This window comes from Mesorhizobium sp. WSM4311 (assembly GCF_002295115.1).
In the GTDB taxonomy this organism is placed as follows: Bacteria; Pseudomonadota; Alphaproteobacteria; order Rhizobiales; family Rhizobiaceae; genus Mesorhizobium.
On sequence record NZ_NSFV01000003.1, the window covers coordinates 491,068 to 515,737 of the forward strand.

Annotated in this window: 29 protein-coding genes and 2 pseudogenes; 15 read left to right on the forward strand and 16 right to left on the reverse strand. The window is 63.3% G+C overall.

The window, feature by feature from the left end:
- Positions 1-276: 276 nt before the first annotated feature.
- The 3 genes from CK226_RS09650 to CK226_RS09660 are packed head-to-tail and all read left to right on the forward strand — an operon-like array spanning position 277 to position 3,355.
- Positions 277-2,325 carry a pilus assembly protein TadG-related protein gene (locus CK226_RS09650; RefSeq protein WP_095791680.1) on the forward strand — a complete coding sequence of 683 codons (2,049 nt, stop codon included), beginning with the start codon at positions 277-279 and terminating at the stop codon, positions 2,323-2,325.
- Positions 2,322-2,918, forward strand: a complete 597-nt coding sequence (locus tag CK226_RS09655) for a TadE/TadG family type IV pilus assembly protein (RefSeq protein ID WP_095791681.1) — start codon at positions 2,322-2,324, stop codon at positions 2,916-2,918. Before CK226_RS09650 ends, CK226_RS09655 begins: the two co-directional genes overlap by 4 nt.
- Entirely contained in the window at positions 2,915-3,355 is a 441-nt protein-coding gene (locus CK226_RS09660; protein WP_095791682.1) for a TadE/TadG family type IV pilus assembly protein, read from the forward strand. Before CK226_RS09655 ends, CK226_RS09660 begins: the two co-directional genes overlap by 4 nt.
- Before the next feature lie 2 nt (positions 3,356-3,357).
- Here the strand turns inward: CK226_RS09660 and CK226_RS09665 are convergent, their stop codons facing one another.
- Positions 3,358-3,966: a TetR/AcrR family transcriptional regulator gene (locus CK226_RS09665; protein ID WP_095791683.1), complete on the reverse strand. Its 609-nt coding sequence runs from the start codon at positions 3,964-3,966 to the stop codon at positions 3,358-3,360.
- A gap of 146 nt (positions 3,967-4,112) precedes the next feature.
- Here CK226_RS09665 and CK226_RS09670 point away from each other — a divergent pair, with 146 nt between their 5' ends.
- From CK226_RS09670 to CK226_RS09680, 3 genes are read left to right on the forward strand one after another with little or no spacing between them, the layout of a single operon-like run.
- Positions 4,113-5,075, forward strand: a complete 963-nt coding sequence (locus tag CK226_RS09670) for an NAD(P)-dependent alcohol dehydrogenase (protein WP_245437704.1) — start codon at positions 4,113-4,115, stop codon at positions 5,073-5,075.
- A gap of 33 nt (positions 5,076-5,108) precedes the next feature.
- Entirely contained in the window at positions 5,109-5,558 is a 450-nt protein-coding gene (locus CK226_RS09675) for an OsmC family protein (protein ID WP_095770584.1), read from the forward strand.
- A 15-nt stretch (positions 5,559-5,573) separates the two neighbouring features.
- Entirely contained in the window at positions 5,574-5,960 is a 387-nt protein-coding gene (locus CK226_RS09680) for a nuclear transport factor 2 family protein (RefSeq protein ID WP_095791685.1), read from the forward strand.
- Between the two features lie 10 nt (positions 5,961-5,970).
- Here CK226_RS09680 and CK226_RS09685 read toward each other — a convergent pair whose 3' ends face one another.
- The 8 genes from CK226_RS09685 to CK226_RS09720 all read right to left on the reverse strand — a co-directional run bounded on the left by CK226_RS09685 (position 5,971) and on the right by CK226_RS09720 (position 10,015).
- Positions 5,971-6,582, reverse strand: coding sequence for a LysE family translocator (locus CK226_RS09685; RefSeq protein WP_095770916.1), 612 nt, complete (start codon positions 6,580-6,582; stop codon positions 5,971-5,973).
- A 105-nt stretch (positions 6,583-6,687) separates the two neighbouring features.
- The gene (locus CK226_RS09690) at positions 6,688-7,020 is read right to left on the reverse strand and encodes a YkgJ family cysteine cluster protein (protein WP_179301027.1); all 333 of its coding nucleotides are present in this window, start codon (positions 7,018-7,020) and stop codon (positions 6,688-6,690) included.
- Positions 7,021-7,072: 52 nt separating this feature from the next.
- Entirely contained in the window at positions 7,073-7,237 is a 165-nt protein-coding gene (locus tag CK226_RS34825) for a hypothetical protein (RefSeq protein ID WP_095791687.1), read from the reverse strand.
- A 1-nt stretch (position 7,238) separates the two neighbouring features.
- Positions 7,239-7,646 carry a hypothetical protein gene (locus tag CK226_RS09700; RefSeq protein WP_010915422.1) on the reverse strand — a complete coding sequence of 136 codons (408 nt, stop codon included), beginning with the start codon at positions 7,644-7,646 and terminating at the stop codon, positions 7,239-7,241.
- Positions 7,646-7,873, reverse strand: a complete 228-nt coding sequence (locus CK226_RS09705; RefSeq protein ID WP_095791688.1) for a hypothetical protein — start codon at positions 7,871-7,873, stop codon at positions 7,646-7,648. Before CK226_RS09705 ends, CK226_RS09700 begins: the two co-directional genes overlap by 1 nt.
- 386 nt (positions 7,874-8,259) lie before the next feature.
- Positions 8,260-8,469, reverse strand: a complete 210-nt coding sequence (locus CK226_RS09710; RefSeq protein ID WP_010915421.1) for a cold-shock protein — start codon at positions 8,467-8,469, stop codon at positions 8,260-8,262.
- Between the two features lie 501 nt (positions 8,470-8,970).
- Positions 8,971-9,300 (reverse strand): YciI family protein, encoded by a 330-nt coding sequence (locus CK226_RS09715; RefSeq protein WP_245437705.1) that lies wholly within the window; start codon positions 9,298-9,300, stop codon positions 8,971-8,973.
- A 46-nt stretch (positions 9,301-9,346) separates the two neighbouring features.
- Positions 9,347-10,015 carry a glutathione S-transferase family protein gene (locus CK226_RS09720; RefSeq protein WP_179295919.1) on the reverse strand — a complete coding sequence of 223 codons (669 nt, stop codon included), beginning with the start codon at positions 10,013-10,015 and terminating at the stop codon, positions 9,347-9,349.
- A gap of 165 nt (positions 10,016-10,180) precedes the next feature.
- Here CK226_RS09720 and CK226_RS34830 point away from each other — a divergent pair.
- A pseudogene (locus CK226_RS34830) lies at positions 10,181-10,362 on the forward strand (CsbD family protein); the annotation flags it as partial.
- Between the two features lie 62 nt (positions 10,363-10,424).
- Here CK226_RS34830 and CK226_RS09730 read toward each other — a convergent pair.
- Positions 10,425-11,558 carry a metallophosphoesterase gene (locus CK226_RS09730; RefSeq protein WP_095791689.1) on the reverse strand — a complete coding sequence of 378 codons (1,134 nt, stop codon included), beginning with the start codon at positions 11,556-11,558 and terminating at the stop codon, positions 10,425-10,427.
- Between the two features lie 134 nt (positions 11,559-11,692).
- Here CK226_RS09730 and CK226_RS09735 point away from each other — a divergent pair, with 134 nt between their 5' ends.
- Positions 11,693-12,286, forward strand: coding sequence for a hypothetical protein (locus CK226_RS09735; RefSeq protein ID WP_095791690.1), 594 nt, complete (start codon positions 11,693-11,695; stop codon positions 12,284-12,286).
- Positions 12,287-12,324: 38 nt separating this feature from the next.
- Here the strand turns inward: CK226_RS09735 and CK226_RS09740 are convergent.
- Positions 12,325-12,675, reverse strand: a pseudogene (locus tag CK226_RS09740) (D-amino-acid oxidase); the annotation flags it as partial.
- A 133-nt stretch (positions 12,676-12,808) separates the two neighbouring features.
- Positions 12,809-13,363, reverse strand: a complete 555-nt coding sequence (locus CK226_RS09750; RefSeq protein ID WP_179301007.1) for a TetR/AcrR family transcriptional regulator — start codon at positions 13,361-13,363, stop codon at positions 12,809-12,811.
- Between the two features lie 149 nt (positions 13,364-13,512).
- Here CK226_RS09750 and CK226_RS09755 point away from each other — a divergent pair, with 149 nt between their 5' ends.
- Positions 13,513-14,295 carry an NIPSNAP family protein gene (locus CK226_RS09755; RefSeq protein WP_095791692.1) on the forward strand — a complete coding sequence of 261 codons (783 nt, stop codon included), beginning with the start codon at positions 13,513-13,515 and terminating at the stop codon, positions 14,293-14,295.
- Here the strand turns inward: CK226_RS09755 and CK226_RS09760 are convergent.
- A complete protein-coding gene (locus CK226_RS09760) occupies positions 14,292-15,128 on the reverse strand; it encodes an alpha/beta hydrolase (RefSeq protein ID WP_245437706.1) in 837 nt (278 codons plus the stop codon). The genes CK226_RS09755 and CK226_RS09760 overlap by 4 nt on opposite strands.
- Positions 15,125-16,063, reverse strand: a complete 939-nt coding sequence (choX, locus tag CK226_RS09765; RefSeq protein ID WP_095791855.1) for a choline ABC transporter substrate-binding protein — start codon at positions 16,061-16,063, stop codon at positions 15,125-15,127. Before choX ends, CK226_RS09760 begins: the two co-directional genes overlap by 4 nt.
- Before the next feature lie 95 nt (positions 16,064-16,158).
- On the opposite strand from choX, the gene betI reads away from it, so the two are divergent.
- From betI to CK226_RS09790, 5 genes are all read left to right on the forward strand, one after another.
- Positions 16,159-16,797: a transcriptional regulator BetI gene (gene betI, locus CK226_RS09770; protein WP_095791693.1), complete on the forward strand. Its 639-nt coding sequence runs from the start codon at positions 16,159-16,161 to the stop codon at positions 16,795-16,797.
- Between the two features lie 147 nt (positions 16,798-16,944).
- Positions 16,945-17,718 carry an SDR family oxidoreductase gene (locus CK226_RS09775; protein WP_095788336.1) on the forward strand — a complete coding sequence of 258 codons (774 nt, stop codon included), beginning with the start codon at positions 16,945-16,947 and terminating at the stop codon, positions 17,716-17,718.
- A gap of 144 nt (positions 17,719-17,862) precedes the next feature.
- The gene (gene fumC, locus CK226_RS09780; protein WP_095770919.1) at positions 17,863-19,260 is read left to right on the forward strand and encodes a class II fumarate hydratase; all 1,398 of its coding nucleotides are present in this window, start codon (positions 17,863-17,865) and stop codon (positions 19,258-19,260) included.
- A 177-nt stretch (positions 19,261-19,437) separates the two neighbouring features.
- A complete protein-coding gene (locus CK226_RS09785) occupies positions 19,438-19,860 on the forward strand; it encodes a DoxX family protein (protein WP_032929736.1) in 423 nt (140 codons plus the stop codon).
- Positions 19,861-20,016: 156 nt separating this feature from the next.
- Complete coding sequence (locus tag CK226_RS09790; RefSeq protein WP_095791694.1) at positions 20,017-20,439, forward strand: DoxX family protein; 423 nt, start codon at positions 20,017-20,019, stop codon at positions 20,437-20,439.
- 20 nt (positions 20,440-20,459) lie between these two features.
- Here the strand turns inward: CK226_RS09790 and ppx are convergent, their stop codons facing one another.
- Positions 20,460-21,995, reverse strand: a complete 1,536-nt coding sequence (gene ppx, locus CK226_RS09795) for an exopolyphosphatase (RefSeq protein WP_095791695.1) — start codon at positions 21,993-21,995, stop codon at positions 20,460-20,462.
- Positions 21,995-24,196 carry an RNA degradosome polyphosphate kinase gene (locus CK226_RS09800; protein ID WP_095770600.1) on the reverse strand — a complete coding sequence of 734 codons (2,202 nt, stop codon included), beginning with the start codon at positions 24,194-24,196 and terminating at the stop codon, positions 21,995-21,997. Before CK226_RS09800 ends, ppx begins: the two co-directional genes overlap by 1 nt.
- A gap of 228 nt (positions 24,197-24,424) precedes the next feature.
- Here CK226_RS09800 and CK226_RS09805 point away from each other — a divergent pair, with 228 nt between their 5' ends.
- Entirely contained in the window at positions 24,425-24,670 is a 246-nt protein-coding gene (locus CK226_RS09805) for a zinc-finger domain-containing protein (RefSeq protein ID WP_015318409.1), read from the forward strand.

The following is a 24,670-nucleotide window of genomic DNA, read 5'->3' on the forward strand; positions in this document are numbered from 1 at the left end:
TATGCATACGAAAGGGCGGCAGCGATGCCGCCCTTTTTCATTGCCTCCTGCAACGGTAGCGACCATCGAGGTCTGCACCACTCGACGGGGCACTCGTCCTTTCTTGAGCAGTTTTCCAGCAAAATCAGAGGTTTCGACTAAGCTTTGACGGCGCTAGGTGAATTTGTCAGACAATATTTTTTAACACATTCGCGATTACTAAAGGGCGGGAGCATGGCGAGGTTGCTCCGCGTACGGCGTGTCGGGTAACCATCGATGCAATTTTTCCGGCGATTTTTGCGAAACCGCGACGGCAACGTGCTGATCATCTCGGCACTGGTGATGCCGGTCCTGATCGGCATGGCCGCCCTGGTGACCGAATATGGCGCAGCCCTCGTCGAGCGCGCCGACAATCAGCGCGTGGCCGACCTGTCAGCCTATGCGGGCGCCCTCGCCTACAATGTGAACAAGTCCACCTCGCAGATGACTGCCACCGCGGTTGGCGTCGCGGTGCTCAACGGCGTTCCCGCCGCCAATGTACAGGTGAGCCTGGTCGCCTCCCCGAAAACGACCGGCGTCAACGCGGTTTCGGTGTCGATCAACACCTACAGGACGCTGTTCCTGGCACGCGTCCTGAACGATCGCCAGCAATTGCAGATCTATGCCAATTCGGTGGCCGAGCTTGGTGCGCAGCCGCAAACGCCCGGATGCATGCTCGCGCTCGACGGCACGCAGACCGGCCTGACGCTGAGCGGCGGTACCTCGATCTCGGCGCAGAAATGCACCGTCTCTTCCAACAACACGGTGACCGTCCCCTGCGGCACCAGCATTTCGGCGCTCGGCGTCAACTACAATTCCGCCGCTGCCCCGAGCCAGCCTTGCAACGGCATCACCGGCCCAGGCGGGGCGACCGCGGTGATCACCAAGAAATCCACCCCCGACCCGCTGGCCGGCAATGCCGCGGTCACGGCCGCCGTGGCCCGTATTGCAACGGTTGCGGCGCTTTCGACGACAGCCGCGCCAACAGCGCCAACCACTCCCAACGGCAACAACATCGACTTCGGCTGGAACACAGGCCCCACCCAAGGCCAGGCAAACGCGCTCGGCTGCACCGCCAGCTGGGCATCGTCGTCATCGACCTGGACGCTGGACTGCGGCGGCAAAACCACGGTCAACCTGGGCACCGTCACCATCGGCGGCGGCATCAACCTCAACTTCGCCACAAGCGGCGCGGCAACGACAGTTTACAATATCGCCGGCGATCTCACGACCAGTGCCACCACCAATTTCGGGCCAGGCACCTACAACTTCGCCAAGACCCTCACCACGGCCGGAACCACGACGTTCGGGGCCGGCACCTACAATTTCGGCAAGCAGGTGACCGCCGCCGGCACAACGACCTTTGGCGCCGGCACGTTCAACTTCGCCAAGGGGCTGACCACCGGCTACGGCACCACCACCTTCGGCGCCGGCACCTTCAAGATCGGCCGCAGCGACACTGCCTGCAACGGCTCGGGACAGGTCAGCATCTGCAACGCGTCCGCCTTGACCTTTGGTGGACCGAGCACTTTCGAGCTCCCCGGCGGCTATACCAACACCGGAACGCTCACCTTCGGCTCGGGCACGACCAATTCCTACAAGATCGGGCCAGGCAGCAATGGCGACGCGATCACGCTCGGCGGCGGTTCGACAACGATCATGGCCGATGCGACGGGCGCCAGCAGCGTTTTCCAGGTCGTCGGCAATGTGAACGGCGGCGGCGGCGGCAGCTGCTTTGTGGTCCCGGTCGCGGCGCAGCACGACATCGCCGGCAACTTCATTGGCTCGGGCGCCATTTTGCTCGGCGCCGGCGTCTACACCGTGGACGGCTATTTCGCGCTGGGCGGCAATGGCGGCGGCAGCGCCAACTGCAACGGCAGCACGATCAGCGTCAGCGGCGCCAATGTGACGCTTGTCCTGTCAGGCAAGGCCAAATCCAGTTCGGGAAGTTGTAACGGCTATGTTTTCTGCGTGGCCGCCGGCTATAGCAACATCGCGCTCACCGCACCCCAGTCGGGAGCGACGGCGAAGCTGGCGGTGATCGGCCCCACGGGCAGTTCCAACACCGGCGGCGCGACCTTCGCCGAAGGCGGCTCCAACGCCCAGATATCGGGCGCATTCTATTTTCCCTATGGCCCGATCATCATGAATGGCGGCTCGAGCGTGCTGGGATCGAACACCGACCCGAGCAAGTGCCTGCAGATGATCGGCTCACGCATCACGCTATCGGGCGGCACCACAGCCGCATCGGAATGCATCGCGGCCTCGAGTGCCGGTGGCAGCAGCAAGGTGAGCCTCGTGCAATGAGCAAGCAGTCACGCCTCGGCCACGCCAGCCGGCGTTTCGCGTTCACAGACTTCCTGCGGCGCCAGAAAACCGGCGTGTCGGCGGTCGAGTTCGCTTTGGTCAGCCCCGTGCTGCTGGTCATCCTGGCCGGAACCGTCGACATAGGCGGCTCATTGAAGGCCAAATTCGAACTGAGCTCGGCGGTTTCGGCTGGTTCGAACTATGCGCTGCTCAATGGCGACAAGGTCAATTCCACCGGCGGCGGCGCGCTGGCCGGCAACATTGCGACGGTGGTCACCAGCGGTCTGAGCGGCAATGGCGGCAGCATTCAGGTCGTCATCAACAACGGTGCGGCACTTGCCTACAATGCCACCACATCCACGGCCACCCAGAGCGGCACGGTCGCCAATGCCGATCTCTGCTATTGCCCGGGCAGTTCCGGGGCCGTGGCCTGGAGCACCCCGATGGCATGCGGCAGCATCTGCAGTGGCGGCGGCATTGCGGGGAAATTCGTAACGATCACGGCCAGCAAGCCCTATACGCCGCTTTTCGGCGGCTTCGGCATCGTCAGCAACGGCAACATCACGGTCAAGTCGGTGGCGCAGCCGCAATGAGCCGCCGCCGATCCTTCCTGCGCGACAGATCCGGTGCCAACGCCGTCGAGTTCGCCTTGCTGTCAGTGCCGTTGCTGCTCGTGCTGATGGGCACGTTCGAGTTCGGCCGCATGTACTGGGCCCAGCATGTGCTGAATGAAATCGCCGCGGCAGGGGCGCGTTGCGTCGGCGTGCTGCAGAGCGGATGCGCGCAGAACGGCGTCTACGATGCCGCCAGCGCCATCAGCTATATCAGCAGTCGGGCGGCAACCGACGGCATCGTGCTCAGCAACGCCAACATCACCGTCAGCAACAACACCACCTGCTCGGGCCTGTCCGGCTTTTCGAGCGTCCAGGTTTCCTACAAATTCACGACCGTGCTGCCGGCCTTCCTGACGTCGCTGGCTAACGGCCCGAACCTCAGCGCCAGCGCCTGCTTCCCGAACCAGGGGGCTTGACTTCAGACACCGGCCTCCGCGCGTCGCTGAACCTCGCCGGCAAGCACCGCGGCTTCGATCAGCGCCGCGACCTCGTCCGCCACCGCCTGTAGCGGGGCGCGGTCCCGGGTGGCGCGGGCGATCACCATCAGCCCTTCCAGCGACGATTCGACCAGCAGCGCCAGAGCGTGGGCGCGGCCTTCGGGCACTCCGGCCCTGACGAAGGCCTCACGCAACAGCCCTATCCACTGCTCGAAGGCCGCGCGGCACAAATCCGCCAGCTCCGGCACGTCGGTCGGTGAGTCCAGCACGACGGGCGCGATCGGACAGCCGAGCGAAAACTGGTTGTCTTCCAGCATGCGCCCCACCGCCTGGTAGATATGATGGACCGCCACCGCCGGATCCCTTTCGGCGGCCAGCGCTTCGCCCAGTCTCGCCGTCACCCCGGCAACGCTGTCACGCGTCACCTCGATCACCAGTTGGTCCTTGCCGCCCGGAAAATGGAAGTAAAGCGAACCGCGCGGCGCGCCGCTGGCGCTCAATATGTCGTTGAGCGATGTGCCGTGATAGCCGCGTTGCCGGAGCAGCAGCGCGGTCGTGTCGAGTATGCGGGTGCGGGTGTCGTTCGCCATGTCAACCTCTGTCAGCAGCAATCATTATAGGCCTTGCGCAGAATATGACAATCGGTCTACATAATATGTAGATCAGTCTACATATCGGAGGCAACAGCATACGCAGCTATCGTCTTGAAGGGTCGGGCGGGACAGAATGCCTGGTGATGCGGGACGAGTCACAGCCTCAGCCAAAACCGCATGAGATCGTGGTGCGTGTCCGTGCCGCCTCGCTCAACCGCCGCGACACGATGATCCTCAACGGCACCTATCCGCTGCAGCCGCGCCAGGGTGTCGTTCCATTGAGCGACGGGGCTGGCGACGTTGTCGCCATCGGCGATGCCGTCACCCGCTTCGCCGTCGGTGACCGTGTCACCGGCAGCTATTTCGCCCGCTGGATCGACGGCCGCATCAACGCCGGTCTCATCGACCAGCTCGGTTGCACGCTGGACGGCATGCTGGCGGAATACGCGGTTCTCGACGAACAATGGGCGGCGCGCCTGCCCGATCATCTCGAATGGCGTGAGGCGGCGACGCTGACCTGCGCCGGCGTGACCGCCTGGAACGCGGTGACGAGTGCCGGAATTCCAAAGCCAGGCCAATGGGTTCTAGTCATCGGTTCAGGCGGCGTCTCGCTCTTTGCGCTGCAGTTCGCCAAGCTGCTCGGCTGCCGCGTCGCCGCCGTCACCTCGCGCGCAGAGAAGGCCGACAGGCTACGGATGCTGGGCGCCGATCTTGTGATCTCGACGTCGGACATGCTCGAATGGGGTGCGGCCGTCCGCGACCAGACCGGCGGCATCGATCTCGTCGTCGAGACCGGTGGCCCGGCGACCTTCGCGCAGTCGCTGATCGCCAGCACGCTTTACGGACACATCGTGCTGCTCACGCTGCAGGATGCGAAAGGCGGATCGATCCAGATCCCGGCGGCAGTCTACCAGCGCAGCCTCGCCACCATCAGCCGCCTCTTCGTCGGCAACCGGAGCAATCTCGAAGCCATGCTGCGCGCTGTTTCGCAGCACCGCCTGTCGCCCGTCATCGACAAGGTCTTTGCCTTCAGCGAGGCCCGCAATGCCTATCGCTATTTCCAGCAGGGCGACGTCTTCGGAAAAGTGGTCGTCGACGGCGCCTGACCCATCGATGCCTCAAACCAAAGGAGAACGACAATGACAATTCGCGAAGCCTCGGCGAGGTGGCAAGGGACGCTGAAAGAGGGTTCGGGCAAGGTGAAGCTCGGCAGCGGGGTCTTCGAAGGCGCCTATTCCTTCCCGTCGCGTTTCGAAAACGGTCCGGGCACCAACCCGGAAGAGCTGATCGCCGCGGCGCATGCCGGCTGCTTTTCCATGGCCCTGAGCGCCATACTGGGCACAGCCCACCACATACCGACAAGCATCAGCACCGTCGCCAAGGTGCATCTCGGCGCAGCCGCCGCGGGACCGACGATCACCCGCATCGAGCTTGAGACGCAAGCCGAGATTCCGGGGCTTGCTCCGGATGAATTCCAGAACCTCGCGGAGAGGGCGAAAACGACATGCCTCGTTTCGCGCGCCCTGGCCGGCGTGGCCTCCATCACGCTCAAGGCCGAGCTCCTCGCAACCACCACCACGGCACACTGACATCAGGAGCACGAGATGAAACAGGACAGCATTATCACTCTCAACCCAGACGACCGCTCCGGACAGACGGCCGAGATCATGCGGCGCTTCAACGACGTGTTCCAGCTGCACGACCCGTCCGCACTTCCCGAACTGATTGCCGAAGAATGCGTCATCGAAAACACCGTGCCGGCGCCTGATGGCGCGCGTCATGCGGGGCGGCAAGCATGCGTCCAGCTGTGGTCGGCGATCGCCACCCAGCCAGGCACGCGCTTCGACCTCGAGGAGACCCTTGTCGCCGGCGACCGGGCGACCATCCGCTGGCGCTATTGGATGGCCGACGGTAACTCCGTCCGTGGCGTCAATCTCATGCGTGTAGAGGGCGGACGCATCGTCGAGGCGATGGGCTATGTGAAGGGATAGCCGGTCGCCGCTACCGGTCAGCCAATGCCAGCTTGGCGCCGAGCATGACAAACGCACCGGCGAAGGTTCGGCGCATCCAGGTCAGCACCATCGGCCGCGAGGCGACATGGCGGCGGATCGAAGCGGCGAAGATGCCGTAGCCGACGAAAACCACGAAGGTCAAAAGCATGAAGACGGAGCTGAGCTCCAGCATCTTCGACAGCGCATTGGGCTCGGTGGTGCTGACGAACTGCGGCAGGAAGGCGAAGAAGAAGATCGACAGTTTCGGGTTGAGCACGTTGACGAGGATGCCGGTGGCAATCACCTTGCCGGCCGAGCGCGGCGCGACATTATCCTCGACACTGAGGCCGCCCTTCTCCTTCAGCGTGTTCCAGGCCATGTAGATGAGATAGGCGACGCCGAGATATTTCAGCGTCTCGAAGGCGACCGCGCTGGTGTGCAGCAGCGCCGCAAGGCCGGTGATGGCAGCGGCCATATGCGGGATGATGCCGAGCGTGCAGCCGAAGGCGGCAATGATCGAAGCCCGCGCACCGCGCGAAAGTCCCGCACTCAGCGTGTAGAGAACACCGGTGCCGGGCGAGGCAACGACGATCAGCGACGTCAACAGAAACTCGATGCTCATGATTTCCTCCACGGCCCTGCCCGGCAAGGAAGCTATCGGGTGGCGCAAGTCGAGGCAAGCGACGGCGATTGGTGTTTTCCTTGCGCCGCAAAGCGGGGGATGGAACTACCCCACCGCCAGCCCGTGCGCGGCCCTTGCCATCAGGCACTCCTCGTCGCCAGGCATGCAGGCACGGCAGACATCCGGGCGCGTTTCATAGATGCCGCAAGCGGTCGACTTGCCGACTTCGCCGGTCAGGGCCGAACAGCGCACGCCCTCGCAGCGCATGCCGGACAGGTCGAGGGCAACATATTTTTCAGGAATGCGTTCGAGCTGCGCGTCATCCTCGGTGGAGAAACGCGGCCACTCGGCCGAATAGGAACAGCATGCGCCGCAGCTCTGGCAGTCAAAGAGCAGCGCGGCGTCACGTTGTGAGGAAAGGCTTGCGGCAGCGGCCAGGGCGAGCAGCCCCGGCCCGGCAGGATTGCGATCGGCGTCCCGCGGCAAGGTGCTATTTCTTCTTGCCTGTCTTGCGCGCCGGCGCTTCGACCGGTGACTTGAACAGATCGGTCGCGGGGTCGGCAGCTTCGCTGGCCTTCGCGGCGGCCGGCTTGGCGGGCTTTGCTGCGGGAGCCGGCGCCGCCGGCTGGTCCTTGGCGGAGAATTTTATGGCCATGTCAGTCCTCGTCGGCGAAACGCGATGATGGGGCGCGTGGATTGCGCAAGCGGCCGATCAGCGCCGAAACCGCCGTGATGTTCATTTCCTCTGGCGACCAGTTCCTGGCTTCCGCGATGTGATGCGGCGCCAGTTCGCGATGGGTGCTGCCGCTATAGGCGGCATCCTGATAGGTGACCCGCTCCAGGGTCTTCTTGTCCTCGCGAACGTATTCTATCAGGTAGTTCGGGGCTTCGGCGCGGCCGCGCACGCCGACGCGCACCTGGGCATCGCCATGGGCGCGCTTGCAGCGCTCGAGTTTTTCCAGCACGCGCCGGACATATTCGACCGGCTTGTCCAGGGTTTCGACCATGTCGGCGATGGTCGCATCGGCCGCGATCGGCGTTGGCGGTACGCGCTTGGTGGCCATCAGCGTTTTCCGGCTCTTTTCGGGCGCGCCGCAAGTGCGGCGGCCGCCGCCATCTCTTCGGCTTCCTTTTCCAGGCGCAGCTCGCGCAAGCGGGCCGTCTTGGCTTCCCGCGCCTCGCTGACGGCGTCGCGCTCGGATAGGATGCGGTTGAGCGACATCGACTGGGTTTGCGTCTTGCTGAACAGCGACACCGCCGGTTCGGCGGCGGTCTTCGAATGGTCGGTCAAAATCTTTCTCCTGTCAGGAGCCTAGTGCCGGTAGGGCGAGACCGGGTCGTCGGTCGGGACCACGCACAAAGCAACACGGCATCGGGGCAATACGGCGGCGGATTCAAATTGCCAAGCCGTCCCTTAGCACGTTCAGCCCGATGCGCAGCGCATTTTCGGCGGCAGCAGGCGTAATATGAAAAAGGCCAGGCACCGCCTGACCTTCCCTGGGGAGTACCGCGCATCCAGTGACATCCGGAAGGATGCACAGGGCTGGATCCGCAGGAAACGCTCCTCTCATGCGCATGATGCGCCTTGGAAACTCAGGTTTCCAGGGCCACGCGTCGGAATTCGCCCTGCACCGGTGCCAGTACATCCGTGGTCACCGGGAGGGCTGAATTCGTTCTTCAGGCCGCCTTCAACTGGTCGGCGGACATCTTGCCCGACTTGTTGTCGCGGACCATCTCGTAGCCAAGCTTCTGGCCCTCGACGATGTCGCGCATGCCGGCGCGCTCTACGGCCGAGATGTGGACGAAAACGTCGGCCGAGCCGTCGTCAGGCTGAATAAAACCAAAACCTTTGGTGGCGTTGAACCATTTAACTGTGCCGGTGCTCATAAACGAACCCTTTCCATGGCAAATATTCGTTAATCGCGGTGCGACTGCACAGCGATTTTTGTCTCGATTTTTGATGGGGAAGTTCGTCAAAGGCGCGCATGCGTGCGCGGATAACAAAAGTCGGTCAAACAAATATCGACATAGTTCTTTTAGACTGCTTTTGCCGCCGAGTCAATTTCTGGTTTTCCAAAAGCCCGGCTTCAATTTCAGGTTGTCACGCGAATAGAGCCTCAACCGATGAACGGCAGAAAGGCCAGGCTCCTCCCAAAAAAATCACACCACCTCCGGAACCAATCCCCTGCCAGCGCATTTCATTGGGGTCAGCAGTTTCAGAGAGCGATCTCAGGAGTGCTGACAAAAGGACGCCTCCCGCACAATAACCGGTGCGAGGGGCGTTCCTATTTGTGTCAGGCCCTCTCCCGGATCACGGTGGCGGCCGAGCGGGGCTCGCACGCTGGAGGCGCTGTGGCCAGAGCCGGACCGTTAGCTTTCGGTGTCGCCCTACATGATCGTGCTGATCATCGGCAGGATCTCGTAGCGGAAGCCGCGGCCTGACCTTGCCACTGGATCGCCATCGGTTATCGCCTTTGCGTCGGCCTCGCTGCCGGCACGCAGGATCAGCAGGCCCCAAGGACCGGCCGGATCGGCGACCGGGCCAGCCAAGATCATGGTGCCCTCGCGCAGCTTGGCGCGCAGGTAGTCGGCATGCCGGCTCATCAGCTCCCTTTCCTCGTCCGTCATGGTAAAGGCGAAGTCCGGCCGCGGCGGGATCAGCCGGCAATGGAAGATCCTTGTCGTCGCAGCTTCACGTGGTGCTTCGTTGCTGGCCATCGGTCCTCCTCCAGGAGCGAAACCTGATTGCTGTCCGTCGTTCGGTCTATTCGTCCGGCCCCGGCTCCGGCCATGGCTCTTTCGCCGCCTCCGCATACCAGTGCCGCATCGCCGGCATTGCCAGCACGGCGTCGACATAGGCCCTGGTCTCGGGCGCGAGCTCGCCGCCATAGGTGTCGAAGCGGGTGACGACCGGTGCATACATGGCATCGGCCGCGGTGAAATGGCCAAACAGGAACGGACCGCCCTTGCCGTATTTCTCGCGGCATTCGCGCCATAGCGCCTCGATGCGTGCCCGCTGCACCTCCCCTTCGGCGTCGAGCGGCTTGTGCCCCTTCGGCCGCCGCAAATTCATCGGCCAGCCATAGCGCACCTCGCGAAAACCGGAATGCATCTCGGTCGCCGCCGCGCGCGCCAAGGCACGGGCGCCGATACCGGTCGGCCAGAGCTTTTTCTCGGGAAACAGGTCAGCGAGATACTCAAGAATGGCAAGGGTTTCCCAGACGATCCTGCTCCCTCCCTGCAACGGCTTGTGATTCAGGACGGGCACCTGACCGGTCGGCGACACTTTCGCCAGATTGGCAAAGGTCTCGGGCGTACGCAGCCGCACAAAACCTTCCTCGAATGGTATCTCCAGATGCCTCATCGCCACCCATGGCCGGAGCGACCACGAGGAGAAGCATTTGTTGCCGATGTAGAGCGTGAACTCCGCCATTTTTCTCTCCATGCGCGCGGTGCGTCCGCGCAACCTATCCCGCCAGCCTTGCCACCGGAAGCGGGTCGCGCAGTCATCCTATTCCGCAACAGCGCCTGGATTTTAATCGACGGCGGCCCGTTTGTTCGCGGCGGACGAATTCCCCCGAATTCAAACTTCCAGGAGATGCGGAACATGGTGAACAAGGATCAGGTCGCCGTCTGGCCAAGCAGGTCAAGGGCGCGGTCAAACAGGCCGCCGGCAAGGCGACCGGCAACCGACGGACCCAGGCCGAGGGCATGGCCGACAAGGTCGCCGGCAAGGTGCAGAAGGCCTATGGCGACGTGAAGGACAAAGTCAGGAAGGCACTCGGATCCCGCATCGAGACATGTCGTGGCAATCGGAAAGGCGGCCGCAAGGGCCGCCTTTTTCAAGTGCTCCAGCCCTTGCTGAAAGCGTTGGTGAAGGTGACCTCGCCATGGTCGTCGGTCGCCTCGCCCAGCGCCACGTCCATGCCATCGCTGGTCACCCGGGCCACGGCGAACCCTCCCATATAAGCGGCCTTCGGCTTGAACAGGTCGAGCCCGTCACGGTGGTAGATCAGCGGGGTGTCATGCTGATGGCCGTGGAAGATGCCGACGACATTGTAGCCCTTCAGCGCCGCCAGCAGCGCCTGTCTGTCGGCCTCGCCCCACCAGTGCGGCGCACCGGCGCCGTCATCGTCATAGGTGCGCTTGGCAGGATCCCACCGCTCCGTCGAAAAAATGTCCCAGCCATAGTGCTGGAACAGGATGACGGGGCGGCCATCCGCCGCGTAGGTCGCGAGATCCTGCTTGAGCCAAGGCAGGCTCGAATCGGCGCCATGACCGATGTCGCCGGTGAAACGATGCGTCTGGACAAGGTGCAGGCCGCCCCAGTCCCATGAATAGCAGTCGGTGTCGACATCGTAGCTGGTGGCCGGCACAGGTGGTTTGAAGAACACGCCGGGGCGGTGGTTGACCTCGACGTAGTCGCGCAGTTCACGCCGGTACCAATCGACATGATGCGGCGGACCGTTCTGGTCGAGATCATGATTGCCGAGCCCGACATAGACCGGCATGTGGACACGATCCGGGCCAACGCCTTGGCTATAGCGCTGGCTGAACTGCAGCAGCTGCGTGCCCTCGCTCGGCTGGGTGATCTGGCCGCCGCCATCGTCGGTAATGTCGCCGCCGACGACAAGACCGAGCGGCATGCCGATCCGGTTGCCGGCCGAACGCAAGCCGGTGGCGACGCCGTTGATCTCGGCCGGCCAGTGCTTGTCATTGATGGCATTCAGCGCCGCGACATTGCGCAGCAGCGCGACGTCGGTCTTGCCCTCCTGCCGGCAGTTGGGGCTGAGGCCGCTCGCCATCCGGCAGGCATGGACATCGGCGATGAACAGGAAGGTGGCATCGATGGGCTGGATGCGCTGTCCGGTCTGTCCGAGCGCCGGGCGTGAAAGCGCGCCGGCCGCGACAAGACCCGCGGCCTGCATCAGAAAGCTGCGTCGTGAAAGCAATTGTGGCGCCCAGTGATTCATCATCGGCGGAATTTCAGCACAGGCGACGTCCGTCCGTCCAGTTTCGGCAATACCGTCACTGCCTTGACCATCGACATCGCCATGAACGTCTGTCAATTTCTACCTGCACTTGTATTCGCACGAAACGGAGGAGCGTCATGAAGCGCGCGCTTATCGGCATGGCATTGGCGGTTCTGCTGCCGGCGAGTGTTGCGTTTGCCGGTCCATGCGTCGATGCGAAGTCCGCGAAAAACGGGTTCATTCTGGCGAGGCCAGGCATCCAAAGCGAGTTTCGGCCCGCCGCGGGCGGGATGATCTCCGTCGCCAACAGCTATGAGTCGCAATCACCGCAAAAGCAGTTTCTGTATGCCGGCCTGATCGAGGTTTTTCGCGACAGCAACACCGGCCGGCTGGCAATGATCCCGTTTTCCGACCTGCGAAAACTGTTTCCGCTAAAGGCGGGAACCAAGAGCACGATCGAGTTCGTCGAGCTGTCGCCGGACAAGCAGCCGAGGGCCACCAAGACGCTGATCCTGGTCGTCAAGGGCAAGGAAACCTTCAGCCTCGGCGGCTGCAAATACAACGTCCTGGCGGTCAAGGAGACCTTCAAGAACGGAGCCGGCGAGACGCTCGACACGTTCACCGCGCTCTATGCGCCCGATCTGCAAGCCTCCCTTGCCCGACGCTATGATGAAGGCACCAGCGCGGAATCGGTCAACGGCTACGAGACGATCAAGCCGCTGGCCGAGTAGAGGTCCATGGCGCGCAGGAAGCCTTTGGACGGGTCTGATCAAAAGCGGCTTGGACGGAAGTTCGCAAGCAGCGGATGCTCAATGCCGCCGGCGATCTCGCCGGCAAGCAACTCGCCCGCGATCAGGCCAAGCGTTGCGCCGCTATGGCTGAAGGCAACATAATACCCCTGGATGTCCTTCAACTGGCCGAAGACCGGCTCGCCGTCTCCGGGGTTCGGCTTGGGTCCGACACCGTAGCTTTGCAGTTCCAACTTTGGATGTCCCTCGATGACATTCGAGGCCTCGTTGAGAAGCCCCTGAATGGTCGAAGCCTTTGCGCTATAGGTGCCGTCCGAATTGACCACCACCTCTTCTTCAGACCAGGCGGAATCGAGCGCGAGGGCTCCGTCGCGGAATTGCTCATCCGGCGATTGAAGGGAGATCCGCGACGGGCCGAAAGGCTCATTTTGCCAACATCGATCTTCGAGCGCGGCTCGGTTGGTCCGCCCCCGAACGCCATCATCAAGCGCGCCTAGCTGCGGCTCAGGCTTGGCCGAGTGCCGCCAGACAGTCGCGCAGCATGGTCGCGTCCTGCGCCGTCTTGGCCATCGACATGGCGCCGGAATAGCTGGCGACGGCAAGTGCCGCAAAATGCTGGGGATCGGTGCCTTGCTCCCCGCCCTCCTGCTGGTCGGCTCTGATCTTGTCGGCGATCGCCTGGCGCCATGCCGCAAAGATGCCGGCAAGGGCAGTTCGAAAATCCGGATCGGCGAGCGACAGTTCATGCGCCAGATTGTTGAGCGGGCAGCCGCGCACGAAACCCTGCTGTTCCAGTTCCGCCGCGACAGCCTCGAACACAGCCCGCACTCCTTCGCGTGCCGAAACCGCTGCCACTACCGGCGCGATCCATGTCGCCTCGACCGCTGCCGCCACACGCTCTTCGATCACCGCCAGGGCCAGCGCCTTCTTGGTCGGGAAGTGATGATGCAATGCGCCGCCGCTGACCCCTGCCGCTGTCATGAGATCGCCGAAGCTGGTCGCGTGATAGCCGCGCGCCTGGAACGCGACCTCGGCGACGTCGAGCACTTTGCAGCGCATGCCCTCGGGGTCGTTGACGCGCTTTCGTGGCCTTGGGCCAGATCGAATGGTCGTCTCTGCTGACATAGTCAGAGAATAGCATGTTGACAAAACAGGACAACCGGTTTGTTTATAAACAGGATGATCACCCTGTTTTTTGGAGACTTCCGATGAACCTGCCCCTGAACGCCGCTCCGCAGGCTGCAATGCTTGCCTCGCCCGTCGTCGAATTGCGGCAGTACACGTTGAGGCCCGGGCAGCGCGAAACATTGATTGCCCTGTTTGACCGCGAGTTCATCGAAAGCCAGGAGGCGGCTGGAATGACCATCATCGGCCAGTTCCGCGATCTGGACCGTCCGGACATGTTCGTCTGGCTGCGCGGCTTCGACAGCATGGACACACGCAAGGAGGCGCTGGCCGCCTTCTACGACGGCACGATCTGGGCGGCGCACCGCGACGCGGCCAATGCGACGATGATCGATTCGGACGATGTGCTGCTGCTGAAGCCGGCATGGCCGAGCGCCGGCTTCGACCTGTCAGGACTTCAGCGGCCGCTTTCTGCCGAGCACGAAAACTCCAGCAATGAGAACCGTTTGGGCGGTATTGTTGACGTCCGAATTCACCACTTGCGATCAGGAGCTGAGGCCGAATTCGCCAGTCGGTTCGCGGCGGAGGCGGCGCCCTTGATGAAGGCGCCCGGCGTGCGCCTCCTCGCCGCCTTTGTCACCGAACATGCCGAAAACAGTTTTCCGCGGCTGCCGGTGCGGGCCAGCGAGAACGTCTTCGTTTCCGTCGCCCGGTTCGACAGCGCCGAGGCGCATGCAAGCCAGGAAGCCGCCCTCGCCGCCGCGCCGGCATGGCAGCGCTTTTTGCGGGCAGTTCAGCTTGATCTGACCAAACCAACCGAGACCTTGCGGCTGTCGCCCACGTCGCGATCCCTGGTTGGGCGCTAGGCGTCGAATGCCCCGGTGATGGCCCGCGCGACAAAGGCCGGGTCCTCCCAATGCGGATTGTGGCCGCACGCCTCGGCACGCACGAGGCGTGCCTCCGACAGGCAACGCGACAGCGCCTGTTGGTGCTCATCGCCGAACAGCGGGTCGCACGCGCCGGCGATGATCAGTGTTTGGGTTCGCACTCCCTGTGCCGCAGTTGTCAGGTCGGCGCGGCGGATCTCGTCCACGATGGCGCGCCAGCGCGCCGCGGGCATGGCCGATGCGTCTTTCGCCAGGCAGGCGAGAAACGGCTGGGGCACGCCGGGCCGGCAGTCATGCCACCAGTCATAGAACGGGTCGGTCGGCGATATCGGATCGCGCAGAGCCTGCACCCCCGCGACCAGGGGATGATCCGATGCGAAATCGGGTTTCAACGTGCCGGCCATCACCACCATTCCGGCGATGAGGTCGTTGTGCCGCGCAGCCAAGGCGACGGCCGCCATGGCGCCCAGCGAATGGCCGACCACAACGGGCCGATCGAGGTGCAAATGCCGGATCAGGCCCGCAATGTCATCGGCAAAGTCGGCGATGCCGAAGCCCTTGCCCGCCGGCGAGGCGCCATGGCCGCGCAGGTCGGGCATGATCAGCCGGCGGCCGGCCAGATGCGGCGCCAAGAGCGAAAAGCTGCGGCTGGTGTCGGTGAAGCCGTGCACAAGAACCAGCGCCGGTTCGGCGCCTGACATCTCGACATAGGCCATCTCGAGGCCGCCGCAATTGATGAATTGCTTGCGGCCGGCCCAGGCATTCTGCTCCGCCCAGGGATCCGAGGCCGCTTCCAGCGTGACCGATGTCAAAGGCCGAGTTTCTCCTTGACGGCTGCAAGGCCGGGCTTGCCGTCGAAGGTGGTGACGCCGGCGAGCCAGGCGTCGAGGCGGCTCTTGTTCGCCGTGATCGCCTTCAGCGCCCCGCCCTCCGGCTTCATGCCGTCATTGATGAGATAGCCCATGCCGACATTCTCGAAATCGATGTCGAAGGCGAGATTCCTGAGGAACTGCGCTACATTGGGGCATTGCTGCAGATAGCCCTTGCGGACCTGCGTCGTCACCGTTGCCGCGCCAAAATTCGGACCGAAGAACTTGTCGCCGCCAGTCAGATATTTGAAATCGTACATGGTGTTCATCGGATGCGGGGCCCAGCCCTGGAAGACGATGAACTGCTTTTCCTTGATCTCATAGCCGACCTCGGAAAGCATTCCGGCCTCGCTCGACTCGACCACGTGCCAGCCATCAAGACCGAGCGACGGGTCGGCGATGGCATCCATCATCAACTGGTTGGAACCGGGCTCGATGCCGTACATCTTCTTGCCGAACTTGTCGGCGAATTTGTGCAGGTCGGCAAAATCCTTGACGCCGGCATCCCAGACATAGGTCGGAACGGCGAAGGTGTATTTGGCGCCTTCGAGATTGACGCGGACATTCCCGACCGAGCCATCCTTCTTGTAGGGTTCGTAATAGGTGACCATGGCGGGGTCCCAATAGCCGAGGAACAAGTCCAGGTCGTTGTTCTTCATGCCTTCGTAGATGACGTTGATGCCCAGCACCGAGCTTTGCGGCTGGTAGCCGAGCGCATCGAGCAGGACGTTGGCGACGCCGGTGGTGAAGGCAAGATCGTTCCAGCCCGGTTCGGCCATGCGGACCGCCCTGCACTGCTCAGCCTCGGCCGCCTGAGCCGTATGAACGCCCAACATCAGGGCTGCAAGACAGATGCCATTTGCAAGCATGCGGACCATTTCGATTCTCCTCGTCATCACGGTCGCCATCGTTGTATTGACCAATTGGTCTTTTTATTGTCCCACTGGTCAATTGTTGATCTGAGCGGACGAAAATGTCAACATGGATTCGCAACGCCTGGATGGAAGCCGTGAAACTCAAGCGCCTCAGCGACATACGCCGCAAGGAGTTGCGGCAGGCTGCCTTCGCGGTGCTGGAGCGCGAAGGCATTGCGGGTGCTACTCTGGAAAAGGTGGCCGCCCACGCCGGCGCCTCCAAGGGCATCGTGCTGCACTATTTCCGCAACAAGCAGGAATTGTTCGAGCATGCGATGCGGGAGGCCAACGCCGTGCTGCGCGACGCCGTCGTCGCCCGGCTTCGCCAGGCGCGCACGCCGATGGAGCGGCTCGACGCGGTGATCGACGGCAATTTCGAGCAACATCTGTTCCTGCCGCCGCTTTGCCATGCCTGGCTTTCGCTGTGCGCCGAGGTGCCGCGCGACGAGAAGCTGGCGCGTATCCAGAAGGTGCTGCACGCGCGCATGCGTTCGAACCTGTTGTCCGGCCTGCACGGCCTTGCCTCGCCCGGCGATGCCGGCGACATCGCGCTTGGCGTCACCGCGCTGATCGACGGGCTTTGGCTGCGGCTCGGCCTGGAACCAGGCAGCGTCTCGCGCGAACAGGCGATCCGCCAGGTCAAGGATTTCGTTGCCGCGCGCCTGGCCATGCACCAACCTGCAACCGTCGGCGCGTAGACTTGCCCTGGCCTGCCAGCTGGGCGCACTGTCCCATCCGAGCATCGGCAACCTGCGAAGTTCATACCGTGGGATAGACCGGCTGCTTGACCAGGGCCGCGACTATGCAGTGCTCTGGCATTGGCCAAGGCGACCTCGGAGTGCCCAATGAGACTTCTGGACAAGCGCACGCTGGTGACCGGCGGCTCGGACGGCATCGGCCTGGCAATCGCCGAGGCGTTCCTGCGCGAGGGCGCCGATGTCCTGATCGCCGGCCGCGACGCCGGCAAGCTCGACGCCGCGCGTCGGAAGCTGACAGCTCTCGGCTCGCCCGGCGCGGTGGAGACGCTATCCGCAGATCTTGCCGCCAGCTCCGGCATCGCAACTGTTGTCGAACACGTGAAAGGGACCGGCCAGCCGCTCGACGTTCTCGTCAACAATGCCGCTGTCGCCTACCTCCTGCCGTTCGAGAGCGTCAGCGAGGCGCAGTTCCAGCACTCCTTCGCGCTCAATGTGACGGCGCCGTTCTTCCTCACCCAGGGGCTGCTGCCGCATTTCGGCGCCGGTGCATCAATCATCAACATCTCTTCCTATTTCGCCAGCAAGATGATCCCGAAGCGGCCATCGAGCCTCTATTCCCTGTCCAAGGGCGCGTTGAACTCGCTGAGCAAATCGCTGGCCTTCGAGCTCGGCCCGCGCGGCATCCGCGTCAACGCCATCGCGCCTGGCACGGTCGACACCGCCATGCGGCGCAGGACCGTCGACAACCTGCCAGCGGAGGCAAAGGCCGAGCTGAAGGCCTATGTCGAACGCAGCTATCCGCTGGGCCGCATCGGCCGCCCGAACGACCTCGCCGGGATGGCGGTTTACCTCGCCAGCGCCGAGGCGGCCTGGACGAGCGGCGGGATCTTCGCGATCGACGGCGGGTATACGGTGGGGTGAGATGCGCCCTTTCCCTTCTCCGGCAAGGGGAGATGGGAGATGCGCCCATCTTCAACCGATTTGCATCCGGCCCACCCGCAATCTCCGCTTGAAGCCATTTGTGCAACGCGATACGCCGTTGCCGACTTCGACAAGGAGAGACCCGTGACCGCTGCAAAGACCAGAACCGAAACCGATACGTTCGGCCCCATCGAGGTTGCCGCCGACCGTTATTGGGGCGCGCAGGCGCAGCGTTCCCTGGGCAATTTCAAGATCGGCTGGGAAAAGCAGCCGGCATCGATCGTGCGCGCGCTGGGCATCGTCAAGCGGGCGGCGGCGGAAGCAAATATGGAGTTGAAGCGGCTCGATCCGGCGATCGGCAAGTCGATCATCGCGGCCGCGCAAGAGGTTATCGACGGCAAGCTCAACGACCATTTCCCACTGGTTGTCTGGCAAACCGGCTCGGGCACGCAGTCCAACATGAACGCCAATGAGGTGATCTCCAATCGGGCGATCGAGATGCTGGGCGGCGCCATGGGCTCGAAGAAGCCGGTGCATCCCAACGACCACGTCAATATGAGCCAGTCGTCGAACGACACCTATCCGACGGCCATGCACATCGCCTGCGCCGAGCGCATCGTGCACGATTTGCTGCCGGCTCTGAAGCACCTGCACAAGGCGCTGGACGCCAAGGCCCGGGCCTTCAACCACATCATCAAGATCGGCCGCACCCACACGCAGGACGCCACGCCGCTGACGCTGGGCCAGGAATTTTCCGGCTATGCCGCGCAGGTCGCCTCCTCGATCAAGCGCATCGAAATGACACTGCCCGGCCTGCAGGAACTGGCGCAAGGCGGCACCGCCGTCGGCACCGGCCTCAACGCACCGGTCGGCTTCGCCGAGCGGGTGGCCGATCGCATCGCCGCCATCACCGGCATCGCCTTCGTCACCGCGCCGAACAAGTTCGAGGCGCTCGCGGCACATGATTCCATGGTGTTCTCGCACGGCGCCATCAACGCGGCGGCGGCAGCACTCTTCAAGATCGCCAACGACATCCGCTTCCTCGGCTCAGGCCCGCGCTCGGGCCTTGGCGAATTGTCGCTGCCGGAAAACGAACCCGGCTCGTCGATCATGCCGGGCAAGGTCAATCCGACGCAGTGCGAGGCGATGACGCAGGTCTGCGTGCAGGTGTTCGGCAACAATGCGGCGCTGACCTTCGCCGGCAGCCAGGGCCATTTCGAGCTCAATGTCTACAATCCGCTGATGGCCTACAACTTCCTGCAGTCGGTGCAGTTGCTTGCCGATGCGTCGGTCTCCTTCACCGACAATTGCGTCGTCGGCATCGAGGCCCGTGAGGACAACATCAAGGCGGCGCTCGACCGCTCGCTGATGCTGGTGACGGCGCTTGCGCCCACCATCGGTTACGACAACGCCGCCAAGATCGCCAAGACGGCGCACAAGAACGGCACCACGCTACGCGAGGAAGCGCTGGCCACCGGGCTGGTCAGCGAGGCCGATTATGACCGGCTGGTGCGGCCGGAGGACATGACGCATCCGGGGTAAGGTGCTTTTCGGCGGGAGAATTTGCTCCCGCCTCCGCATCACCCGACACGAATTTCGCGCCTTTTCGCCGTTCACGGAAATGTATAGCCTGTGAACAATGTGTCGCCGCATCGGCGGCTTTGGTGAACAGTCGCTATCGTCTATCTGAGGGTCATTCAACCCATTCGGAGAGACACCATGTCCATCAACACTTCCGCCGCCGGCGCCGGCACCGCGTCCAACAGCTCTGTCACCATCCTGCTCGGCCGCATCCTGCTCGCGGTCATTTTCCTGCTTTCCGGTTTCGGCAAGCTCACCGCCATTTCTGGCACTGCTGCCTACTTTGGCGGCCTCGGCCTGCCCGTTCCGACCGTAACGGCTGTGGTCGTCGGCTTGATTGAACTACTCGGCGGCCTCGCCATCCTCGTCGGTTTCCAGACCCGTGTCGCCGCCTGGGTGCTCGCGATCTTCACCGTCGCCACCGGGCTGGTCGCCCATACCGGCTGGGCCGACCAGATGCAGATGATCCAGTTCCTCAAGAACCTCGCCATCACCGGCGGCTTCCTGCTGCTGGCTTCATCGGGCGCCGGCGCCTATTCGATCGACGCCAAGCGCGGCTGAACCTCCCTCCCAGGCCTCGACAGAAGCGGCGCGGAATTTTCCGCGCCGCTTTTTCGTTGTCCGGAATAGCCGGTCCGGTTTCGGCGGAGGCCTCACAGGCGTAGACTTCGAGGCAGCCGGCTCGAGCCCAAAAGGGCGCCGGCAAGGGAGGTGGCCATGACCCGCGATGCATTGCTTCTGGTTTCGCGACTGCTGTTTGCCGTGCTGTTCGTACCATCCGGCTTCCAGGCGCTCGCCAACATTGCCGGCACATCCGATTATTTTGCCGGCCTCGGCCTGCCGCTGCCGACGCTCGCCGCCTGGGGCACGGGTCTGTTCGAGTTGGTCGCCGGCTTGCTGATCCTCATCGGCTTTCAGACCCGGATCGTGGCGCTGCTCTTGGCGGCCTTCTGCGTCGTTGCCGGCTTCATCGGCCATCACGGCCAAGGGGCCGGCGATGCGACACTCGCCTTCCTTCACCAGCAGATGCTGATGAAGGACATTGCCATATCAGGCGGCTTCCTGGCGCTGGCGATGGCCGGTGCCGGCGCTTGGTCGGCCGACGGTCGCGGTTTCGCTATCGGTGCGGACGTAACCTGAGCCTCGGTCAGCAGAACGCCCTATTTGACCGACACGCTCGGTCCACCCTCCACGGCCAGCACGAGCCTGCGGTTGGTGATCCGCGCCAGCTGCGCTAGGCGGCCGGCCGGCCGCTCGCCGTAGAGATCTGAGAGCGATGCCGGCAGCACCAGCGCCAGCACGCCGTTGGCGCGTTGCTCCCATTTCAGCCTGGGCATGATGCCGGGCATCGAGGCCGTCAGCAGGTAGACCACCCGCATCATCGCCGCCAGCACGCGAGCCCGCTCGAGATAGCGCGGCGTAGCCAGCGCCTTGATTTCAGGTGCGATGGATTCGTTGAAGATGCCGTCGTGACGATAGGCGTTGGCCAAAGCCAGGAAGGCACGGCCGGGATGGTCGACGCCGAAGAAAGAGGCGTGCGCGATGATGTTGAGCGATTGCCTGCCGCGATATTCCGGGTGCGCGCGCCAGCCGATGTCGGCCAGCAATGCGGCGGCGTGGCGGTAGCGCGCCTCGTCCTCGGTCTCGTCGATACCGAAGGCGGCGAAGGATTTGGCAGTCCAGTCGACCAATTCATGCGCATGGGTGACCGAGCGCGAGCGCAAACGGGCGAGTTCCTCGGACGCCGAGATCAACGGATCGGCCTTCTGCTCGGCCTCGTCGAGCAGCGAATAGAGAAAACCTTCGCGCACGCCGAGCGCCGAGACGATGATCTTCGACGGCTGCATCGCCGCCATGATCTCCTGCAGCACTATGGCGCCATAGGGCAGCAGCGAGCGGCGGTTCTTCGAGACGCCCTCGATCCCCTTGACCTTCTCGATCTCGGCTTTGGCCACCTGTTTGAGAAAATTCGTCGCGCTGTCGGCCGACATCTCGTAGTGGTGCATGACGCCAAGCGGGTAGTTGGTCATCTCCATGTGCAGGCGGGCGAGGTTTCGCCAGGTGCCGCCGACGGCGTAGAAGGGCCGGCCCTGCCCGCCTTTCAACAGCTTGGCGCGCGCCAGTTCGTCGCGCGCGATCTTCTGTGCCTGGGCAAGCGAGTTCTTCGCCATGTCCTGCAGGCGCAGGCCACCGAGCGGCAGCGTGATGCCGTCGCCGATCGCCTCGCCATTGACGTCGACCAGTTCGAGACTGCCGCCGCCCAGATCGCCGGCGATGCCATTGGCCGGGTGGAAACCGGAGATGACGCCGAGGGCCGAATAATAGGCCTCCTGGCGCCCGCTGATCACGCGGATCTCGGTCTTGAGGACCTCTTCGGCGCGATGGATGAAATCCGGACCGTTGACCGCCTCGCGCGCCGCGGCGGTGGCCAGGACATAAATATGCTCGGCGCCAGCCTGATCGGACAGCGCGCGAAAGCGGCGGAACTCTTCCATCGAGCGGGTCACCGCCTCGGGGTCGAGCTTTCCGGTCGAAACGATGCCGCGGCCAAGACCGGCGAGCATCTTTTCGTTGAACAGCATGGTCGGCGAGCGCGCCAGCCCTTCATAGACGACGAGGCGAATCGAATTCGACCCGATGTCGATGATGGATAGCGGTCGGCGGTCCTGCAGCCGGCCCTGGGAATCAGACAGCATCAGGTGGACGCTGCAGCGTTCTTCTTGCGGCGCTTGAACTGCGCAATGCGCTTGGGCGCATGCGACTTCAGCGCGTCACCCCGTCCCGACAGGCTCGGATTGGTCATGAAATATTCCTGCGCGTTGAACGGTTCCTCGCCCTCTTCCAGCACCACGCGCCGGGAGGTTCCATCAGCCAATACGTCGAAACTTTGCTGATTGTCCATGATGTTGCCCAGCATGATCTGGCCCAAAACCTGTTCATGCACAGTTGGATTGATGATCGGCACCATGGTCTCGACGCGACGGTCGAGATTGCGCGGCATCAGGTCGGCGGAGGAGATGTAGACGATCGCCTCGTCCGAGGGCAGGCCATAGCCATTGCCAAAGCAATAGATACGGCTGTGTTCAAGGAAGCGGCCGACGATCGACTTGACCCTGATGTTTTCCGACAGGCCCGGCACCTGCGGCCGCAGACAGCATATGCCGCGCACGACGAGGTCGATCTCGACCCCGGCGCGGCTGGCATCATAGAGCGCGTCGATGATGATCGGGTCGACCAGCGCGTTCATCTTCATCCAGATGCGCGCCGGCTTTCCCTCCAGCGCATGCGCGACTTCGTCGGAAATGTGCTGCAGGATGCGGTTGCGCAGCGTGAATGGCGAGATAGCCAGCCGCATTTCGGCGGTCGGCTCGGCATAACCGGTGATGAAATTGAACAGCTGGGCGACGTCGCGGGCGATCGTCGGATCGGTGGTGAAGAAGGACAGGTCGGTGTAGATGCGCGCGGTGACCGGATGGTAGTTGCCGGTGCCCAGATGCACGTAGTTGCGCAGCTTGCCATCCTCGCGCCGCACCACCAGCGACATTTTCGCGTGGGTCTTCAACTCGAGGAACCCGAACACGACCTGCACGCCGGCGCGCTCGAGGTCGCGCGCCCATCGGATGTTGGCCTCCTCGTCGAAACGCGCCTTAAGCTCGACCAACGCGGTCACCGACTTGCCGGCTTCGGCCGCGTCGACCAGCGCGCGCACGATCGGGCTGTCGTTGGAGGTTCGGTAAAGCGTCTGCTTGATCGCCACCACTTCCGGATCGGCCATCGCCTGGCGCAGGAACTGCACAACGACGTCGAAGGATTCGTAGGGGTGGTGGACGATGATGTCCTTCTCGCGGATAGCGGCAAAGCAGTCGCCGCCATGCTCGCGGATACGCTCAGGAAAGCGCGGATTGTAGGGGGTGAACTTCAGGTCGTCGCGGGGGACGGAGACGATCTCGGAGATCTGGCTGAGCGCCAGCGGACCGGTCAGCACGCTGATGCGGCTGGACGAGACGCCGAGCTCACCGGCCACGAAATCGCGCAGTTCAGCAGGCATCAGCCTGTCGAACTCGATGCGGATCACCGAGCCGCGGCGGCGGCGCTTCAGCGCCGTCTCGAACAGGCGCACCAGATCTTCCGATTCCTCCTCGACCTCGATATCGCTGTCGCGGATGATGCGGAATGTGCCGGAACCCTTGACCTCATAACCCGGAAACAGCTTGCCGATATAGAGACCGACCGCCTCCTCAAGCGGGATGAAGCGGACATGGTGCTTGCGATCGGGAAGCCGGATGAAGCGCTTCAGCGCCACCGGCAGACGCAGGAGCGCGCTCATCTCCTCGCCATTCTTGCGGTGGCGCAGCTGCAGCGCCATCGAGAAGCCGAGATTGGGAATGAACGGGAACGGATGCGCCGGGTCGATCGACAGCGGGGTAAGCACCGGAAACACTTGGTCCTGGAAATGCTCTTCCAGCCAGACCTTCTCGTCCTTGGTCAGCGCATCGCGCGTGATGCTCTCAATGCCTTCCTTGTTGAGCAGCACGGTAAGCGCCGAAAGGCTCTTCTGCTGGTCTTCCTGCAGCCGCTCGACCTCGCGCAGCAGCTGTTCGAGCTGCTGTTCGGGGGTGCGGCCGTCAGGGCTTTTCAGCGTAATGCCTTCGCGCACCTGGCCGGCGAGGCCGGCGACACGCACCATGAAGAATTCATCGAGATTGGCGGCGGAGATCGACAGGAAGCGGACGCGTTCCAGCAGCGGATGGTGGGTGTTCAGCGATTCCTCGAGAACGCGGCGATTGAATTGGAGCCAGGAAAACTCACGGTTGACGAAGCGATCCGGGTTGCCGCCCTCTGAATTGGCCACCTCGACATTGACGAATTCGCTCTGCACCGGCTTCAGTTCGTTCATTGTCCCTGCCCACAACCGTTCCCTTGGAGCGCCGCCAGACGACGATGAACGCTCAAACATGCCTTCGTGAAGCGTGATCAGTCGCGGAATCGCTTGGCATCCGCGGTCACACGCTTAACCGGCTCAACTTATCCTCTGACAGGCTTTTGCGACAGTTTCATTTCATCGATCTTGCAAAGAGACCTGTTATGATCCAGATGCATGCGAGATTGCGTTAAGGAGACGACGATGGCAGGCGGTTCCATTCCCCATTTCCAGAACGATGCCGGCCATCCGGCGATCGACATCGGGGTCAAGGAATTCATGTGCACGGGCGCCAATCCGCCTTTCGACCACCCGCATGTGTTTCTCGACATGGGCGACGACAATGAAAAAGTCTGCCCCTATTGCTCGACGCTTTACCGCTATTCGCCGAAGCTGAAGGCAACGGAAACGCTGCCGGCAGGCTGCCTTTACATCGACCAGGCCGCTTGA